At 67.2% G+C, this 17,240-nt stretch carries 17 protein-coding genes; 2 read left to right on the top strand and 15 right to left on the bottom strand.

What is annotated here, in order from left to right:
• Positions 1 to 87: 87 nt before the first annotated feature.
• The 14 genes from lnt to murJ all read right to left on the bottom strand — a co-directional run bounded on the left by lnt (position 88) and on the right by murJ (position 14,055).
• Entirely contained in the window at positions 88 to 1,692 is a 1,605-nt protein-coding gene (lnt, locus tag HNR60_RS12020) for an apolipoprotein N-acyltransferase (RefSeq protein ID WP_184257735.1), read from the bottom strand.
• Entirely contained in the window at positions 1,689 to 2,906 is a 1,218-nt protein-coding gene (locus HNR60_RS12015; protein WP_184257733.1) for a hemolysin family protein, read from the bottom strand. The genes lnt and HNR60_RS12015 overlap by 4 nt, the downstream gene beginning before the upstream one ends.
• A 1-nt stretch (position 2,907) precedes the next feature.
• Positions 2,908 to 3,414, bottom strand: a complete 507-nt coding sequence (gene ybeY, locus HNR60_RS12010; protein WP_184257730.1) for an rRNA maturation RNase YbeY — start codon at positions 3,412 to 3,414, stop codon at positions 2,908 to 2,910.
• Positions 3,415 to 3,476: 62 nt separating this feature from the next.
• Complete coding sequence (locus HNR60_RS12005) at positions 3,477 to 4,529, bottom strand: PhoH family protein (protein ID WP_184257728.1); 1,053 nt, start codon at positions 4,527 to 4,529, stop codon at positions 3,477 to 3,479.
• 4 nt (positions 4,530 to 4,533) lie between these two features.
• Positions 4,534 to 5,955: a tRNA (N6-isopentenyl adenosine(37)-C2)-methylthiotransferase MiaB gene (miaB, locus tag HNR60_RS12000; protein WP_184257726.1), complete on the bottom strand. Its 1,422-nt coding sequence runs from the start codon at positions 5,953 to 5,955 to the stop codon at positions 4,534 to 4,536.
• A 140-nt stretch (positions 5,956 to 6,095) separates the two neighbouring features.
• Positions 6,096 to 6,755 carry an HAD-IA family hydrolase gene (locus HNR60_RS11995; RefSeq protein ID WP_184257724.1) on the bottom strand — a complete coding sequence of 220 codons (660 nt, stop codon included), beginning with the start codon at positions 6,753 to 6,755 and terminating at the stop codon, positions 6,096 to 6,098.
• Complete coding sequence (locus tag HNR60_RS11990) at positions 6,752 to 7,189, bottom strand: Fur family transcriptional regulator (RefSeq protein ID WP_430694920.1); 438 nt, start codon at positions 7,187 to 7,189, stop codon at positions 6,752 to 6,754. Before HNR60_RS11990 ends, HNR60_RS11995 begins: the two co-directional genes overlap by 4 nt.
• A gap of 79 nt (positions 7,190 to 7,268) precedes the next feature.
• On the bottom strand, positions 7,269 to 7,754 hold the full coding sequence (rimI, locus tag HNR60_RS11985) for a ribosomal protein S18-alanine N-acetyltransferase (RefSeq protein ID WP_184257823.1): 486 nt from the start codon (positions 7,752 to 7,754) through the stop codon (positions 7,269 to 7,271).
• Positions 7,755 to 7,820: 66 nt separating this feature from the next.
• Complete coding sequence (gene tsaB, locus HNR60_RS11980) at positions 7,821 to 8,519, bottom strand: tRNA (adenosine(37)-N6)-threonylcarbamoyltransferase complex dimerization subunit type 1 TsaB (RefSeq protein WP_184257720.1); 699 nt, start codon at positions 8,517 to 8,519, stop codon at positions 7,821 to 7,823.
• A gap of 134 nt (positions 8,520 to 8,653) precedes the next feature.
• Positions 8,654 to 9,220 carry a NifU family protein gene (locus tag HNR60_RS11975; RefSeq protein WP_184257719.1) on the bottom strand — a complete coding sequence of 189 codons (567 nt, stop codon included), beginning with the start codon at positions 9,218 to 9,220 and terminating at the stop codon, positions 8,654 to 8,656.
• 153 nt (positions 9,221 to 9,373) lie between these two features.
• The gene (locus HNR60_RS11970; RefSeq protein ID WP_246432916.1) at positions 9,374 to 10,555 is read right to left on the bottom strand and encodes an alanine racemase; all 1,182 of its coding nucleotides are present in this window, start codon (positions 10,553 to 10,555) and stop codon (positions 9,374 to 9,376) included.
• Positions 10,556 to 10,637: 82 nt separating this feature from the next.
• The gene (locus tag HNR60_RS11965) at positions 10,638 to 11,132 is read right to left on the bottom strand and encodes a universal stress protein (RefSeq protein ID WP_184257715.1); all 495 of its coding nucleotides are present in this window, start codon (positions 11,130 to 11,132) and stop codon (positions 10,638 to 10,640) included.
• A 256-nt stretch (positions 11,133 to 11,388) separates the two neighbouring features.
• Positions 11,389 to 12,435, bottom strand: coding sequence for a tryptophan--tRNA ligase (trpS, locus tag HNR60_RS11960; RefSeq protein ID WP_184257713.1), 1,047 nt, complete (start codon positions 12,433 to 12,435; stop codon positions 11,389 to 11,391).
• 66 nt (positions 12,436 to 12,501) lie between these two features.
• Positions 12,502 to 14,055, bottom strand: a complete 1,554-nt coding sequence (gene murJ / locus HNR60_RS11955) for a murein biosynthesis integral membrane protein MurJ (RefSeq protein WP_184257712.1) — start codon at positions 14,053 to 14,055, stop codon at positions 12,502 to 12,504.
• 142 nt (positions 14,056 to 14,197) lie between these two features.
• On the opposite strand from murJ, the gene HNR60_RS11950 reads away from it, so the two are divergent.
• Positions 14,198 to 15,199, top strand: coding sequence for an adenosine kinase (locus HNR60_RS11950; protein ID WP_184257710.1), 1,002 nt, complete (start codon positions 14,198 to 14,200; stop codon positions 15,197 to 15,199).
• A 131-nt stretch (positions 15,200 to 15,330) separates the two neighbouring features.
• Here HNR60_RS11950 and HNR60_RS11945 read toward each other — a convergent pair whose 3' ends face one another.
• Positions 15,331 to 16,518 (bottom strand): serine hydrolase domain-containing protein, encoded by a 1,188-nt coding sequence (locus tag HNR60_RS11945; protein WP_184257708.1) that lies wholly within the window; start codon positions 16,516 to 16,518, stop codon positions 15,331 to 15,333.
• Positions 16,519 to 16,806: 288 nt separating this feature from the next.
• Here HNR60_RS11945 and HNR60_RS11940 point away from each other — a divergent pair, with 288 nt between their 5' ends.
• Positions 16,807 to 17,136 carry a hypothetical protein gene (locus HNR60_RS11940; RefSeq protein WP_184257706.1) on the top strand — a complete coding sequence of 110 codons (330 nt, stop codon included), beginning with the start codon at positions 16,807 to 16,809 and terminating at the stop codon, positions 17,134 to 17,136.
• Positions 17,137 to 17,240 lie beyond the last annotated feature (104 nt).

Genomic DNA, 17,240 nt, shown 5'->3' with positions numbered 1-17,240 from the left:
GGAATTTGAAAGCGCTGCGTGTATTGCCTTGCTGACAAGCAGATCAAAAGCTTTTGCTTATCTCGGACTACGAGTCCGGCTTATCGTTCATCGGTTCGCTAGGCGGCGACGCCCCACAACTATCACCGCGAGCGCGATGATAATCAGCGCGGGGATATTGCCGAAACGCGCATATGGCGTGGGTTTTCGCGCGGTCGGCAGCGCCGAATCGAGCACGCCTTCGACGCCGAGATCAAGCCTGGCAACAATGCGGCCGAGCGGATCGATTACCGCAGAAATGCCGCTGTTCGCTGCGCGAACGATCGGTAGTCCCTGCTCGATTGCGCGCACGCGGGTTTGCTGCAGATGCTGATAAGGCCCGCTACTGATACCAAACCAGCCGTCGTTGGTGAGATTGACGATCCAGCCGACCCCTTCGCGCGAGCCGAGTTCGTCAGGAAAAACCGCTTCGTAGCAAATCAGCGGCAACATCCGCGGCGCATTCGGCAAGTCGATGGCGCGGCGGCGATCGCCCGGAATGAAGCCGCCCTGCACCTTGGTTAGTTGAACGAAGCCGATCTTCTCCATCAAATCCTGAAACGGCAGAAACTCACCGAACGGCACCAGATGCAGTTTGTCATAAACCGACAAAATGCTGCCGTCGTGATCGATCGCATAGATCGAGTTATAAGCGCGGGTTATCCGCGTCCCCGGCGGCAGCTCCGGCGCGCGCACCGAGCCGGTGATCAGGATGGTGTCCTTCGGCAACAGATCGGCGATCTGCGCCATGGCGTCGGCTTCGCGCGTCAGGAAAAACGGAAACGCCGATTCCGGCCAGATCAGAATGTTCGCGTCGCGCACGCCGGTGGTCTGCGGCCCGGTGGCGCGATCCGACAGCGTCAGATACTTGCGCATCACCTCGGCCTTGGCCGCGTAGTTGAAGCGGACGTCCTGCTGCAGATTGGGCTGCATGATGCGCAGCCGGACGTTGGCGACGGTGGTGGTCGGCTCCAGCGACAGCCGGATCATGCCGTAAGCCGCCATCGCGATCAGCACGCTCAGCGCCGCCACGGGCGCCAGCCAGGGCCGGCGCGTCGCGGCGCGATCGTCGATCAGCACCGCCGGACTGGCGAAGATCGCCACGGCGAGGAAAGTCAGGCCCCAGAGTCCGATAACCGACACAGTCTGCGCCAGCGCCAGCGGCTCGGTCAGCGCGTAGCCGAACGCGTTCCAGGGAAAGCCGGTCAGCAGATGGCCGCGCAGCCATTCGCCGCAGGTCAGGCTGACCGCGAGCGCCAGCACCCGGGTAGCGTCCTTGGTCCACAACAGCCGCGCCAGCGCGCAGCCGAGCGCGGTGAACAGCGCCAGATAGGCCGGCAGCCCGCACACCGCGACCGGCAGCAGCCAGGCGAAAGTATCGGCGTCGACCAGGAAGGCGTAGCCGATCCAATACAGGCCGGGGACGAAATAGCCGAAGCCGAACCACCAGCCGGTCAACGCCGCAGCACCGACGCCGCGCCAGCGCCGGGCGCCGGCGCCGTCGATCAACCAGACCAGCACCGGGAAGGTGACGAACAACACCGGCCAGGCGTTGATCGGCGCCATCGCCAGCGCCGACAGCGCGCCGGCGGAAAGCGCGATCGCCGCCCGCTTCCATCCCCACGCTAGAATGATGCCGAGCCCGAGCTTACGAAAACTGTGGGCCAGCGTCACGGCGAGCCGGCTCCGTCGCCCGGCGCGGCCGGGCCGATATTGTCGTTGCTCTGCGGCGCGCCCGGCTCGTTCGGCGCGTCGCGCCGCCGCGGTTCGCGCTGCCGCGGCGCCGGGCGCTCCTTGCGTGCGCCGATGCGCAGCCGCTTGACCCGCCGCGGATCGGCGTCGAGTACTTCGATTTCGTAGTTGCCGGGGCCGGAGATCACTTCGCCGCGCACCGGCAGCCGGCCGACATGGGTGACCAGGTAGCCGCCCAGCGTCTCCACCTCCTCGCCGGCTTCGCCGGTGACGAAGTCCTCGCCGATCACCGAGCGGACGTCCTCAAGGCTGGCGCGGGCGTCGGCGATGAACGAGTTGTCGGCCTGCCGCACGATCGAGGGCGGCTCGGCGCTGTCGTGCTCGTCGTCGATCTCGCCGACGATCTGCTCGACGATATCCTCGATCGAAACCAGGCCGTCGGTGCCGCCATATTCGTCGACCACCAGCGCCAGATGAATCCGCGAGGCCTGCATCTGCGCCAGCAGGTCGATCGCCCGCATCGACGGCGGCACATAGAGCAGCTTGCGGATGATGCCGGTCTCGGTCAGCGGAATCTTGAGGTCGATGGCGCGCAGATCGAGGCCCTTGGTTGACGGTTTCTTGCGCGACGCTTTCGCCGGCGAGCTCTTCAGCGGCGCCGTCTTGACGGCTGCGGCAGCGGTCGCCGCGGCGGCGGCCTTGCTGGCGGCCTTGGTCTTGCTCGGCAGTTCGTCGCGCGCCCGCGCGGTCATATAGGCCAACAGGTCGCGGATGTGGACGATGCCGACCGGATCGTCGAGCGTCTCGTTGTAGACCACCAGGCGGGAATGCGCCGCGCTCTCGAACAGCCCCATCAGCTCGCCGAGCGTGATGTCCTGCCTGATCGCGACGATGTCGGCGCGGTGCACCATGACGTCGGCGATGCGGCGCTCGTGCAGGCCGAGAATGTTGCGCAGCATGGTGCGCTCGATCGCCGAGAAGCCGGTGTCGTCCGGCGTGGTGGCGTCGAGCACCACCTGCAGGTCCTCGCGCACCGAGCCCGGCTTCCAGCCGAACAGCGTGCGGATCGCCCGCACCAGCCAATTCTCGGCGGCGGGGCGCAGCACGTCGCCCTGATGCACCACCGCGGGGAGGCTACTACCACTGGGCATCGTGTCGCTCACGGCGTTGTCTTGCGCTGGGTCGGGATCCGGCATGTCAGTTCACCCGGTCCTGGTCGGCATAGGGATCCGGCACGCCGAGCTGCGCCAGAATCTCGCGCTCCAAGGTTTCCATCGCCTCGGCCTCGCCGTCCTTCTCGTGGTCGTAGCCGACCAGATGCAGGAAGCCGTGCACCGCCAGGTGGCTGAGGTGGTGGTCGAACGGCTTGCCTTCGTCGTCGGCCTCGCGCCGCGTGGTCTGGTAGGCGATCGCGATGTCGCCGAGCATCTTCGGCGCATCGGCGGGCGCGTCATGCGCCGGCTGCAGCGCCGGAAACGACAGCACGTTGGTCGGCTTGTCGATGCCGCGCCAATTGGCGTTCAGGGTCTGCACGCCGGTGTCGTCGGTCAGCATCACGGCGAGTTCGGCGTCGGCGGTGTCAGCATCGACGCTCAAAGCGGCGGCCTCGATCGCGCGCAGCACGATCGCTTCGGCCTCGGTTTCGGCCTGCCAGCAATCGGCGACGATCAGAACCTCGGTCGCGGGTGGAATAAAGCGGGTCATCGGTCGGGAATGTCCTTCGCAAGCATGTCCGGATTGCGGACGCCTGCCGTGTTCGCGGGGCTTCAGCCCCCGTTGCTGGCCGGTCGCGGGATGCCCTCATAGGCGGCGACGATGCGCGCGACCAGTTCGTGACGGATCACGTCACCGGCGGTGAATTTCACCTGGGCGATGCCCTCGACGCCGTCGAGCAGCTTGGCGGCTTCGGCAAGGCCGGAGGTCTGGCCGTTCGGCAGATCGACCTGGCTGGGGTCGCCGGTGACGATCATGCGGCTGTTCTCGCCGAGTCTGGTCAGAAACATCTTCATCTGCATCGAGGTGGTGTTCTGCGCCTCGTCGAGAATGATCGCGGCGTTGGTCAGCGTGCGGCCGCGCATGAAGGCCAGCGGCGCGATCTCGATTTCGTTGCTCTGCAGCGCCTTCTCGACGATCCGCGAATCCATCAGATCATACAGCGCGTCGTAGATTGGACGCAGGTAAGGATCGACTTTTTCTTTGAGGTCGCCGGGCAGAAAGCCGAGCCGCTCGCCGGCTTCCACCGCGGGCCTCGTCAGGATGATCTTGTCGACCTCCTTGCGCTCGAACAGTTGCGCGGCATGCGCCACCGCAAGCCAGGTCTTGCCGGTGCCGGCCGGGCCGATGCCGAACACCAATTCGTGACGCTTCAGCGCGCGGATGTAGGAATCCTGCGCCGCGGTGCGGGCGCGCACCGGGCGCTTGCGCAGGTTGATGGCCTCGAACGCCGAGCTTGACGGCTTGGCGTCGAATTCGAACAGCGAGCCTTGCGCGATCACCGCGCGGATCGCGCCTTCGACGTCGCCCTGCGCCAGATCGTGGCCCTGGGTCGCCAGTTCGTACAGCGTATCGAGCACCCGCCGGGCGGCGTCGCAGCCCTCGCGGGAGCCGGCGATGGTGATGTGGTTGCCGCGCGAATCCACCACGACGGCGAGCCGGCGCTCGACCAGCGCCAGGTTCTGGCCATAGGGGCCGACCAGCGACGACACCGCACGGTTGTCGTCGAAGGCGACCACCACCTGGGTTTCCGGCTGAGCCTGAGGATCGCGGTCGAGTTTGCGGCGGGGAGCGAGTGCAGGCGAATCCGATGCGCTTTTGGGCAAGGGTTCAGGCTCCCGTGGTGATCGGCAGGGACTGGGGGGACGAGTCGGGTCGCGTGACGAAAGCGGCGTGGGGCTGCGGCGCTGCGAGTTCGCCGATCAGGCTGTAGCGCTCCAGGCTGTCGATCCTGACCGGCAGAATCCGGCCGATGATCTCCGGGCCGGCCATCACATGGGCGGGCTGCAGATAGGCGGTGCGGCCGACGATCTGGCCCGGATTGCGGGCGGCGCGCTCGAACAGCACTTCGACCGTCGTGCCGATCGCAGCCTCGTTGAAGGCCGACTGCTGGCTGTCGATCAATTCCTGGAGCCGCACCAATCGCTCGTCCATGACCGCCGCTGAGACTGTCTCCTGCAATTCCGCCGCCGGCGTCCCGGGCCGTGGCGAATACTTGAACGAATAGGCCCCAGCGTAGCCGATTTGTGTGACCAGCGCGAGGGTGGCGGCGAAATCTTCCGCCGTCTCGCCGGGGAAGCCGACGATGAAGTCCGACGAGAAGGCGATCGCCGGGTTGGCGCTTCGAAAGCGGTCGGCCAGCCGGCGATAGTCGTCGGCGGTGTGCTTGCGGTTCATCGCCGCCAGAATTGCGTCGGAACCGGACTGCACCGGCAGATGCACGAACGGCATCAGGGCCGGCAGGTCGCGGTGCGCGTCGATCAAGGATTGATCGACGTCGCGCGGGTGACTGGTGGAATAGCGCAGCCGGGCGATGCCGGGAATTGTCGCCAGATGCCGCAGCAGGTCGCCGAGCGGCCAGGGCCGGCCGTCCGGGCCGTCGCCGTGATAGGCGTTGACGTTCTGCCCGATCAGGGTGATTTCGCGGACGCCGTTGTCGGCCAACCGCCGGACGTCCTCGACGATCTTGTCGACCGGGCGGGAGACTTCGGCGCCGCGGGTGTAGGGCACCACGCAAAAGGTGCAGAACTTGTCGCAGCCTTCCTGCACGGTGACGAACGCCGAAATGCCGCGGGCGCGGATCGCGTCGGGCTGCGGCGGCGGCAGGAAGCCGAATTTGTCTTCGACCGGGAATTCGGTTTCCAGCGCCCGGCCGCCCCGCGCCGCCTCAGCCAGCAATTGCGGCAGATGATGATAGCTTTGCGGCCCGACCACGACGTCAACCGCGGGCTGCCGGCGGATGATCTCGGCGCCCTCGGCCTGCGCCACGCAGCCGGCCACCGCGATGGCCATCCGGCGGCCCTGCAAGGCCGCTTCGTCCTTGGCGACGCGCAGCCGGCCGAGCTCGGAATAGACCTTCTCGGAGGCCTTCTCGCGGATGTGGCAGGTGTTGAGGATGACCAGGTCGGCCTCGTCCGGATTCGCGGTCTCGACGAACCCCTCCGGCGCCAGCGCATCGACCATGCGCTGGGCGTCATAGACATTCATCTGACAGCCGAAGGATTTGATGTGCAGCTTGCGCGGCTGAGTCATGGAACCCGAAATGCAAGGCAAAAACGGCGCGGTCACGCCGCGCCGGTAAGATCTCCGCTCCAGATATAGGCTAAAGCCGGCGAAATCCAGCACCGGCGCCCAATCGACCTGCCTCGGTCGCCGGGCAGGTTCTTCAGTCGTTAGAATTGTGAAATTATATCATATAGTTGCCGCATGTCGACGAAGCTCGCCTGGGCGCCGGCATGGCGCAAGCTTTCGCCGTGGCCGGGCCGGCAATGGCTGCCCCCGGCAAATCCGAGCGCGACCATGCCGGCGGCGCGGGCCGCGGTGACGCCGGCGACGCTGTCCTCGACCACCAGGCAGCGGCTTGGCTCCGCCCCCATCTGCATGGCAGCGTAAAGAAACAGATCCGGCGCCGGCTTGCCGCGGTTGACCTGGGTGGCGGAGAAGATATGCGGCGCAAAGCGCTGAGTGAGCCCGACGCGATTGAGGCTGACGCTGATCTTCTGCAACGGACCGCTGGAGGCGACGCAGACCGGCTGCAGGATGGCATCCAGCGCCTCGTCGATGTGCGGCATCGGTTCCAGCGAGGTTTCCAGCTCGCCAAACAGCTCGGCGTTCAGTTGCGCTTGAAAATCGTCCGGCAACATCCGGCCGAGCTCGCGTTCGACCTCGAGCCGGGTCTCCCGCGACGAGCGGCCGAGGAAGCGGTCATGCACCTGATCGGCGGTGATCGGATAGCCGTATCGGCTCAGCGCTTGCGCATAGACCCGGCAGGAAATGATCTCGCTGTCGACCAATACGCCATCGCAATCGAAGATGACGAGGTCGACGCTCACCCGCCGTGCTTGTCGTCGTCCAGCGGCACGCAATACAGCTCGAGGCGGTGATCGACCAGCTTGTAGCCGAGTTCGCGGGCGATCTCGGCCTGCAGCTTCTCGATGTTCTCGTTGGTGAATTCGATCACGGTGCCGTCGCGCAGATTGATCAGGTGATCATGATGGCTGTCGCGCATCTGCTCGTAGCGGGCGCGGCCTTCGCGGAAATCGTGCCGCTCGATGATGCCGGCGTCCTCGAACAGCTTCACCGTGCGATACACCGTGGAGATCGAGATCTTGTCGTCGACCGCGACGCAGCGGCGATACAATTCCTCGACGTCGGGATGGTCTTCGGCCTGCGCCAGCACCCGGGCGATCACCCGCCGCTGTTCGGTCATCCGCATCCCGGTGGCGGCGCAACGCGCCTCGATTTCTGTAGATTTCAACACGGGCATGGCTTCCAACGCGGTCATGAGGGCTTGGCCTTAAGAACTCGGCTCAAGAGTGCCGGCCTGTTCTGCCACCGCAAGGTGGTCACGACAAGTCGCGACGCATTAGCAATGCGTTCAATTGTTCTCCATTCGGCTGCCGATAATAGCGATCGCGCCGGCCGACCACGGTGAAGCCGAAATGATCGTAGAGCCGCCGCGCCGGCTGATTGTTTTCCTCGACCTCCAGGAACAAGGTCTTGATGCCGCGCCCGGCGAGGTGGCGCAGATGGGTGTGCAGCAGGTCGCGCGACAGCCGGCGGCCGCGATAGCCCGGATCGATGGCGATCGAGAGGATTTCGGCCTCGTCCGCCGCCATCCGCGACACCACGAAGCCGATGATCCGCCGCCCCAGCCGCAGCCGGTGCACCAGCGTGTTGCGCTGGCTCAGCATGTCCTCGAATTCGTGCTCGCTCCAGCCGCGGTGGAACGAGGCGGCGTGCAGCTCCGCCAGCCGCGCGGCGTCGCGCAGCGTCGCGCCTTCGACCTGCGCGTCGGCGTAGCCCCAGAATTCTGCAAGCCAGGTCATCATCGGCGGGTCACGATCGGCAAGGGTCACGGCGGCAAGGGTCACGGCGGCAAGGGTCACGGCGGGTCGTCACGCGGAGGGCGATGCGGCGAATTGCACCACGGGAATTTGCGGCTTGGCGTCGGGCGGGCGCAGATAATACGGCCGCGCCGGCGAATTCTCCGGGGTGACGGCGGCGCCGAGCCAGGCCACCCAGGCGATGTCCGGCGCGGGCTTCGCATCGACCGAGACCGGCGGCGCGGCGTCGGACGGCCAACGCGCGGCCAGGATCTGCGCCGCATTGCCGACCAGCCGCGGCGCACCGAACCGCAAAGCTGCAGCGATGGCCTCGTCGATCGGCGCGACGCGCGGCCGCAACAGCGTGGTGCCGTCGCCGCCGGACACCTGGAAATAGACCTGGTCGTGGCGGGCATCGATCGCCGACAGGATCGGATCGGCGGCGGTCTCGCCGACCAACGGCGCCGCGAAGGCGGCGAGCGTGGTGAGGCCCACCACCGGGCGGTCGGCGGCGAGCGCTAGGCCGCGCGCCGCGGAGAGACCGACCCGCAGCCCGGTGAAACTGCCGGGGCCGGTGGTCACCGCGATACGGTCGATGGCTTCGAAAGAGATGTCGGCCTCGGCGATCACCCGCGCGATCAGCGGCACCAGCGCTTCGGCGTGGCCGCGCTGCATCGGCAGCGATTGCTGCCCGATCATGGTGGCGGAATCGGTGTTCAGCACGCCGGCGGCGCAGGCGTCGAGGGCCGTGTCGATGGCGAGGATCAGCATGGCGGTGACTATACCAGCATCGTCACCGCCGCGTCATGTCCCGCGATACCGCCTCGGGCATTAATCCCGAGTCGTTTGGTCGTACCGCGCCAATTTTTCCGCGCGGCGGCAGACGTCGCGCGTGAAGCTCCGGCTCAGATCGGCCGGACTTCGACCACGGCGGGCACGAAGTGCTTCAGCAGGTTCTGGATGCCGTGCTGCAGCGTCGCGGTGGACGACGGACAGCCCGAGCAGGCGCCCTGCATCTTCAGATAGACGATGCCGTCCTTGAAGCCGCGGAAGGTGATGTCGCCGCCGTCATTGGCGACCGCCGGGCGCACCCTGGTCTCGATCAGGTCCTTGATCATGTCGACGGCCTCGGCATCGGCCTTGTCGAAGAACTCGTCGTCCTCCGAGGGCTCGTCGCCGTCGACCCGGCCGTCGGCCATCAAGGGCTCGCCGGACATGTAGTGCTCCATGATGGCGCCCAAGATCGACGGCTTGAGATGCTGCCAGTCGCTGTCGTCCTTGGTCACGGTGACGAAGTCCGAGCCGTAGAACACCCCGGTGACGCCGGGCACTTCGAACAGCCGTTCTGCCAGCGGCGAGCGCGCCGCGGCGGCGCGGTCGTTGAATTCCATGGTGCCACTGTCGAGCACGACGCGGCCGGGGATGAACTTCAGGGTGGCGGGATTGGGCGTGGGTTCGGTCTGAATGAACATGATTGTCTCCGTCGTCGCCGGTTCAAGGCCGGCGCGTGGCCTGGCTCGCTGATGGCAGCTCATCTAGCAGATGGCGACGCCGAACGCACGATCAAGACGCGGGAAACCGCGCAGATCGGGGTTGCGCCGCTGCGGCCGGAGGGACGGGGCGCTTCACCAGCCGTTGATTCGCGGCCAGACCGCGGTCACGCCGCCGGACGCGTCGAGCACGTGGTAGCGGTCGTGCTGCGCCCCGGTGGCGCAGGCGTGGTTGGGCAGGATCCGCAGCTTGGCGCCGATCGGCAGCTCCGGCAGCGCGGCCTGGCTGCCCGGCCGAACCGCGACGATGCCGTGTTCCTGGTTGGCGTCGGCCACGATCAGGTCCGGATAGGGCTTCCCGGCGAGGTCGCAGACCACGCCGTAGCCCTGATCGACTGCCTGCCGCGCGGTGCCGCGGTCGCGCGACATCGCCATCCAGCCGGCGTCGACGATGATCCAGCCCTTGGCGCGCTGCTGCCCGATCACGGTGGCGAGCACGGAGAGCGCGATGTCGTCGATGGCGCAGGAGCCGACCCCGGCCTGGAACAGATCGCCGATCATGAACACCCCGGCGCGCAGCTCGGTGACGCCGGAAAGATCCTTGGCGAATCGCGCGGTCGGGGTGGAGCCGATGCTGACCACCGGGCAGGGCAGTCCTGCCTGCCGCAGCAGCGTCGCGGCGCCGACCGCCGCCGCGCGTTCGGCTTCCGCCGCCGCCGCGATCGCCTCCGGATCGCTGAGGCCGTAGCTGGCGCCGGCATGCAGCAATACGCCGCGCAAGTCGGCGCCGCCGCCGATCAGCCGCCGCCCGATCGCGGTCAGCGTGGCGGCATCGTTCGGCGCGACGCCGGAACGATGGCCGTCGGCGTCGACCTCGATCAGCACCGGCAGCGCGTCGCCATGCGCCTTGACCCAATCGGCCACCGCGTCGGCCTGTTCGGCGCTGTCGAGGACCACCGCGAGGTCGGCACCGAAGCGCTTGCGGATCGCGCCGACGCGATCGAGCTTGGCGGGCGCGATGCCGACGCCGTAGATCATGTCGCGGACGCCGCCCTCGGCGAAGAACTCGGCCTCGCGCAGCGTCGACACCATCGCCGGCCCGCTCGGCTGCGTCATCGCGATCCGCGCCACTTCGAGACACTTGGCGGTCTTCAGATGCGGCCGGAAGCCGACGCCGAGCGCCGCCAGATGCTGCTTCATGGTGAAGACGTTGCGACGCAGCAGCGCCTCGTCGAGCAGCAGGCAGGGCGTCGGCAAGTCTTCAAGGCCGTGCGAACCGATCGTGTGTGGATCGGGCGCGAGCATGTCGGTATCCATCATCAAGCCTTCTGGTCATAGCGGGCGCGCAGCCGAAGGTCGGCGGCATTCGGCGTTGCGGGCGGCTGGTTGGCAGGCGCCGCTACGACAGCGCGTCGATCTCGTCGTCTGTGAGGTTGCCGGGCACGATCATCACCGGGATCGGAAACGCCCCGATGCTCCGCAGCATGGTGGTGACGATCGGCCCCGGCCCCTCGGGGCCCTCATTGGCGGCGAGCACCAGCATCACGATGTCGACGTCCTGGTGGATCACGTCCTTGATCTGCTGCAGCGGGTCGCCCTCGCGGATCACCCGCTCCGGCGTAATCGCCGCGATGCCGTTGGCGCGGCCGGAGGCGCGATCCAGCGCGGTTTCGGCGATCTCCTGCGCCTCGGCGCGCATCACGTCGGCGACGCCGAGCCATTGCTGATTATGGTCGAGGATCTCGATCACCCGCAGCATCACCACGCCGCCGCCGATCCGCACCGCCCAGCGGCTGGCGTAATACACCGCGCGATCCCATTCGGCGGTCTCGTCCACGATCACCAGACACTTCGGCTGGTGCCCCGGCTCATAGCTTCGTCGCTGCGTTCTCATCGAAGTCCCGCTGCCGATCCGCGCTGGCGCGCCTGCGACATGCTGACACGGTCCGGCGCGTCTCGACAAGCGGCACGAAATGAGGGCATGGCGCGCCTCTTGCGCGTCTGCGCGGACGGGAGACCTGTGGTGCGAGTCATTCCGGGGCGCGAGGCCGAAAGGCCGAGCGAACCCGGAATCTCGCTCCGGATCACCTGTTGCGAGATTCCGGGTTCGCTCGAGCTTCGCTCTCGCGCCCCGGAATGACGAGAGGTGGTTACTTCTTGCGCACCATGCCCATGATGTCCTTCACCGCCGTCATGGTCTCGGCAGCGATGACGCGGGCGCGGTCGGCGCCGTCGGCCAGCACTGAATCCACATAGGCGGTATCGCCGCTCAGCCGCTTCATCTCGGCGGCGAGCGGGGCGAGTTTCGAGACCGCGAGATCGACCAGGTTCGACTTGAAGCCGGAGAACTGCGCGCCGCCGAATTCGGCCAGCACCTCGGACTTCGGCTTGCCGGCCAGCGCCGCATAGATGCCGACCAGATTGTCGGCCTCGGGGCGCGGCTCGAGGCCCTTTTCCTCGCTCGGCAACGGCTCCGGATCGGTCTTGGCCTTGCGGATCTTCTGCGCGATGGCGTCGGCGTCGTCGGTGAGGTTGATGCGCGAATAGTCCGAGGGGTCGGATTTCGACATCTTCTTGGTGCCGTCGCGCAGGCTCATCACCCGCGTCGCCGGGCCGGTGATCACCGGCTCCGGCAGCGGGAAATACGCCTCGCCGAAGCCTTGCGCGGCGATCGATGCGGAAAAGTCGTTGTTGAACTTCTGCGCGATGTCGCGGGTCAGTTCGACGTGCTGCTTCTGGTCCTCGCCGACCGGCACGTGGGTGGCGCGGTACACCAGAATGTCGGACGCCATCAGCACCGGGTAATCATAAAGTCCGACCGAGACGTTCTCGCGGTCCTTGCCGGCCTTCTCCTTGAACTGGGTCATGCGGTTGAGCCAGCCCAGCCTTGCGATGCAGTTCAGCACCCAGGCGAGCTCGGCGTGCTCGGCGACCTGGCTCTGGTTGAAGATGATCTGCTTCTTCGGATCGATGCCCGAGGCGATGAACGCCGCGGTGACCTCGCGGATGTTGCGGCGCAATTCGTCCGGGCCGCCCCACACCGCCGGCGGCACGGTGATGGCGTGCAGATCGACCACGCAGTAGAGACAATTGTGCGTCTCCTGCATCTTCACGAAGTTGACGATCGCGCCGAGGTAGTTGCCGAGGTGGAGATTGCCGGTCGGCTGGATGCCGGAGAAAACCCGTTCGATCGTCATGTTGCTGTTCCTGCGAGCGTCTTGCGCCATTCGTGCCGTCAGGCGCCGTGCTCTGCCACGCGGACGTCAGTCGCGCAAGCGATCCGGTCGCTTGAGCGCGCGGAGCAGATCTGAGGGGTTGACGACGCCCAGCAGCATCAAAAGCCCGCCATAGACGATGACGCCGCCCGCGATCACCAGCCCGAGCCCCAGCGCCTGAATGACCACACTCGCGCCGGCCACCAGCGGCAGCGCGAACGCTACTTTCAGCCACAACAGCCCGGCCATCCCCAGCGCGGCGGCCGCGATCAAGACCAATCGCCGTCGCGCCAAAACGTCGACCGCGAAGCCGAACGAGGCCGCGGCCTGCCGGATCAGCAGCCAGGCCGAGCCCCAGGCGCCCAGCGCCACGGCGGCGGCGATGCCGCTTGAGCCGAACAGCGCGCCCAGCGCCAAGGCGGCGACGATCGCCAGCGCCAGCCCGCCCAGCATGGCGTTGAGCGGCGCCCTCGTATTGTCGCGGGCGAAAAACGCCGGCGCGATCGCCTTCACGGCGACATGCGCCGGCAGGCCGAGCGCCAGGAATTGCAGCGCCTGCGCGGTGGCGGCGGCGTCGGCGGCGCCGAACGCGCCATGCTGGAACAACAGCCGCACGATCGGCTCGGCGAGCACGATCAGCCCGAGCATCGCCGGCAGCGCCAGCCCGACCGCGAGCTCCAGCGCGCGGGATTCTGCCTGCGCGATCGCGGCCTTGTCGTCGCCCTGCACCGCGCGGCTTAGTTCCGGCACCAGCACGGTGCCCATCGCGGTGCCGACGATGCCGAGCGGCAGTTCGATCAGCCGGTTGGCGAAATACAGCCACGACACCACGGCGGGCGAGTGTGATGCGATGATCGCGCCGCCGACGATCAGCAATTGCGGCCCGGAATTCGCCAGCATGCCCGGCACCGCCTTGCCGAGAAACCCGCGCATCTCGCCGTCGAACGAAACCCGCAGCGGCGTCGCCACCGCATCGCCGCGCCGCCAGGCCAGCATCAGGAGTTGCAACAGCCCGGCGATTCCCACGGTGGCAGCCATGATCAGCGCGGCCTCGGCGGCGTCGCGGGGCTGCAGCAACAGCACCACCATCACGGCGATCAGCGCCAGATTGAATAAGAGCGGGGAGAACGCGGTCAGCGCGAAGCGGTGCTGCGCATTGAGGATCCCCATCAGCACGGTCACCGGCCCGGCGAAGGCCAGGTAAGGCAGCATCAGCCTTGCATCGTCGACGGCGAGCTTGAGGCTCGGCCCGCCGACGAATCCCGGCGCCACCAGCCCGACCACCAGCGGCATCGCTAGCGCGATCAGCGCCGCCGCCACCACCAGCGCCGCGCTGACGGTGCCGAGCACGCGGCCGGCAAACGCCGCCGCGGCGGCCGGCCCTTCGGCGTCGCGCAGCCGCAGCCAGGCCGGCACTAACGCCGCGTTCAGCGCGCCCTCGGTCAACAGCCGGCGGATCACATTGACCAGTTGAAACGCCACCAGGAACGCGTCCGCCACCGGGCCGGCGCCGAGCAGGGCGGCGACCATCGCATCGCGAACGAATCCCAACAGCCGCGACGCCAGCGTGCCGGAAGAGACGGTGAGCAGCGGGCGGATCATGAAACCATCGGTTGGGCGCGCCTTGCTGGCGTCGGGGGGAACGTGATAGGTCGCGCCATCCTATTTGACAAACCTGCAGCGCATGCCGGCGAATTCGACCGGATCTTCCGCGCCCTCGCAATCGCCCAACGGGACAAATCTCATGACCTCAGCGAAATACGACGTGCTCGGAATCGGCAACGCGATCTTCGACGTGCTGGTGCGGACCGAGGACGACTTCCTGCTCAAGCACGGCATGGTCAAGGGCGGCATGGCGCTGATCGACGAGCCGCGGGCTGCGGCGATCTACGCCGAGATGGGGCAGGCGGTGGAAATGTCCGGCGGCTCGGCCGCCAACACCATCGTCGGCCTCGCCAATTTCGGCGCCCGCGCCGCCTATGTCGGCAAGGTCAAGGACGACCAGATCGGCCGGCTGTACAGCCACGACATCCGCGCCGCCGAGGTGGCGTTCCAGACCAAGCCGGCTTTGGGCGGACCTGCCACCGGCTGCTCCTACATCCTGGTGACGCCGGACGGCGAGCGTACCATGAACACTTATCTCGGCGCCGCGCAGGATCTCGGCCCCGACGACATCGATCCGGAGCAGATCGCCGCCGCCTCGCTGATCTATCTCGAAGGCTATCTGTGGGATCCGAAGAACGCCAAGGACGCCTTCCTGAAAGCCTCGCAGATCGCGCATGCGGCCGACCGCCAGGTGGCGCTGACGCTGTCGGACCCGTTCTGCGTGGATCGTTATCGGAGCGAATTCCTCGAGCTGATGCGCTCGGGCACCGTCGATCTGGTTTTCGCCAACGAATCCGAGCTGCATTCCTTGTACCAGACCGCGGATTTCGACACCGCGCTGAACCAGCTGCAGCAGGACGTGTCGCTCGGCGTCGTCACCCGCAGCGAAAAGGGCTGCGCCGTGGTGGCGCCCGATAGCATTACGCTGGTTCCGGCCTCGAAGATCGAGACGCTGGTCGACACCACCGGCGCGGGCGACCTGTTCGCGGCGGGCTTCCTGTTCGGACTGGTCCGCGGCGCCAGCTTCGAGGACGCCGGCCGGCTCGGCGCGCTCGCCGCCGGCGAGGTGATCCAGCACATCGGCGCCCGCCCGCAGCTGTCGCTGAAGGATCTGGCGCAACAGAACGGTCTGCCGGTGTAGTTCGTAGCGCAAGTCGCGTCATCCTGAGGGCCGCGGATCTTTGCGCGGCGTCTCGAAGGATGACGCAAGGGTGTGTGCCGCCGCCATCCTTCGAGACGGCGCTACGCGCCTCCTCTGGATGACGGCGCAGGTCACGCCGCGCGCTGCGCCGCGTTGAGCGCGGCATAGACGCCGCGTTCGAAGCCGGCAAACGCCGCCAGGCATTTGGCGTCGGCGAACGGCAGCACCTGCATCAGGATCACCCCGCAGATGTCGCGGGTCGGATCGATCCAGTAGTAGGTGTTGGCGAGGCCGGCCCAGGCCAGGCTGCCGGGGCTGCGGCCCTCCGGGGTCTGCGCGGTATTGATCAGGAAGCTCAGCCCCCACTTCTTGTCCATGCCGGGATAGAGATCGACGTCGTTGGTGGCGAAGGCGATCGCCGAACTCATCTTGCCGACGCACAGATCGCCGATGTGGTTCTGGCTCATCAGCGCCACGGTCTCCGGCTTCAGGATCTCGTTGCCGTTGCCGCGGCCGTGGTTGAGGATCATCCGGGTGAACTTGATGTAGTCCGGCGCGGTGCCGTACAGGCCGCCGCCACCCATGTGGAACTCCGGCTCCTGCGTCAGCTCGAACCGGATCGGCGCCAGCGCCCCGTCGGGACCACGGACATGCATCGCCACCAGCCGCGCGCGCTGTGCTTCGCCGATCCGGAACGCGGTGTCGGTCATGCCGAGCGGCGCCAGCACATGATCGTGCAGATAGGCGTCGAGCCGCATCCCGCTCGCCGCCTCGATCGCCTTGCCGACGAAATCGAGGCCGATGCCGTATTCCCAGCGGCTGCCCGGTTCCGCCATGATCGGGGCCTGCAGCGCGGCGTTCCGGCACGAGGTGATCGGCGGCACCCCGAACTTGTCGCGATACGCCACCATGTCGGCGTTCCACATGTCGTAGCACAGCCCCGAGGTGTGGGTGAGCAGGTGGCGCAGCGTGATCGGCGTGGTGGCTGGCTTTAGCCGCGGATTGCCCTCGGCGTCGAAGCCGTCCAGCAGCTGCGGCGCCGCGAGCTCCGGCAGCAGCCGGCCGATCGGCTCGTCGAGCGACAATTTGCCCTGTTCCACCAGCTGCATCGCGCCCGCGGCGGTGATCGCCTTGGTCATCGAGGCGATCCAGAACACGCTGTCCGGCGTCATCGGTTCCGGCTTCGCCAGATCGCGGCGACCGAACGCGCCCTGATACACGATGTCGCTGCCGGTCGCGGCGATCGCCACTAGGCCGGGGATCTCCCCGGTGTCGGCCTGCTGCCGCAAGTGCTGATCGATCTGCGATGGGTCTTGCATGGCGTCCTCCCGGTTTTTTGGTTGGAACCCCAGTGTTATCCGCAGACTGCGGGGCCGCAAGCGGGAGTTGTTTACGATAAAGCCAGCCAGTTGCCGGAATCCCCGCCGCCGCCAAGGTCACGGGAACGATTGTAACCGCACGATGTTCAAAATCCGACAGCCGCCATGAATGCGGCAAGCGGAACCCGAGCGCGAAAAAGATTCGGCGCTGAACCATTTGCACGCTGCCGCAGACATCAATTCTGTGCAGCAAACACCATGCGGCCAGTCGGCTGCGAAAGGCAGACCATGATTGTAGGCTGGGGCAATTGGAAATCCTATCCGCGGCCTGGACGCGGCGAAAACATCGAGGCGCCGATCGGTCCCGGCATCTACGAAGTGCGATACGCCAACACCGGCGAGCTGTTCGATTTCGGCGCCGTCGACAATGTCGCGCAGGCGCTGGCCGGTTTGCAGGTGACGCCGCGATCGTTGGCGTCGTTTTTCGGCCGGCGCGCCGCCGCGACGTTTCCGCCGCTGGAATATCGGATCTGCGCCACCGCCACCAAGGCCGACGCCCGCATCGCCGCGGAACGGATGATCGGCCGCCGCGAGACCTATCTGCGCGGCGCGGCCTGAGCCCGCGGTCACTTCAACAGATCGTCACCCAAGCGGGCGCGCCCGATGCGCCGGCTTTTTCGCGCCGATAATTTCGCGTATGACGGTCCGGGCCGACCGGCCCC

This window comes from Rhodopseudomonas rhenobacensis, assembly GCF_014203125.1.
GTDB classification, from domain to species: Bacteria; Pseudomonadota; Alphaproteobacteria; order Rhizobiales; family Xanthobacteraceae; genus Rhodopseudomonas_A; species Rhodopseudomonas_A rhenobacensis.
This window is presented reverse-complemented; position numbering and strand designations above follow the sequence as displayed.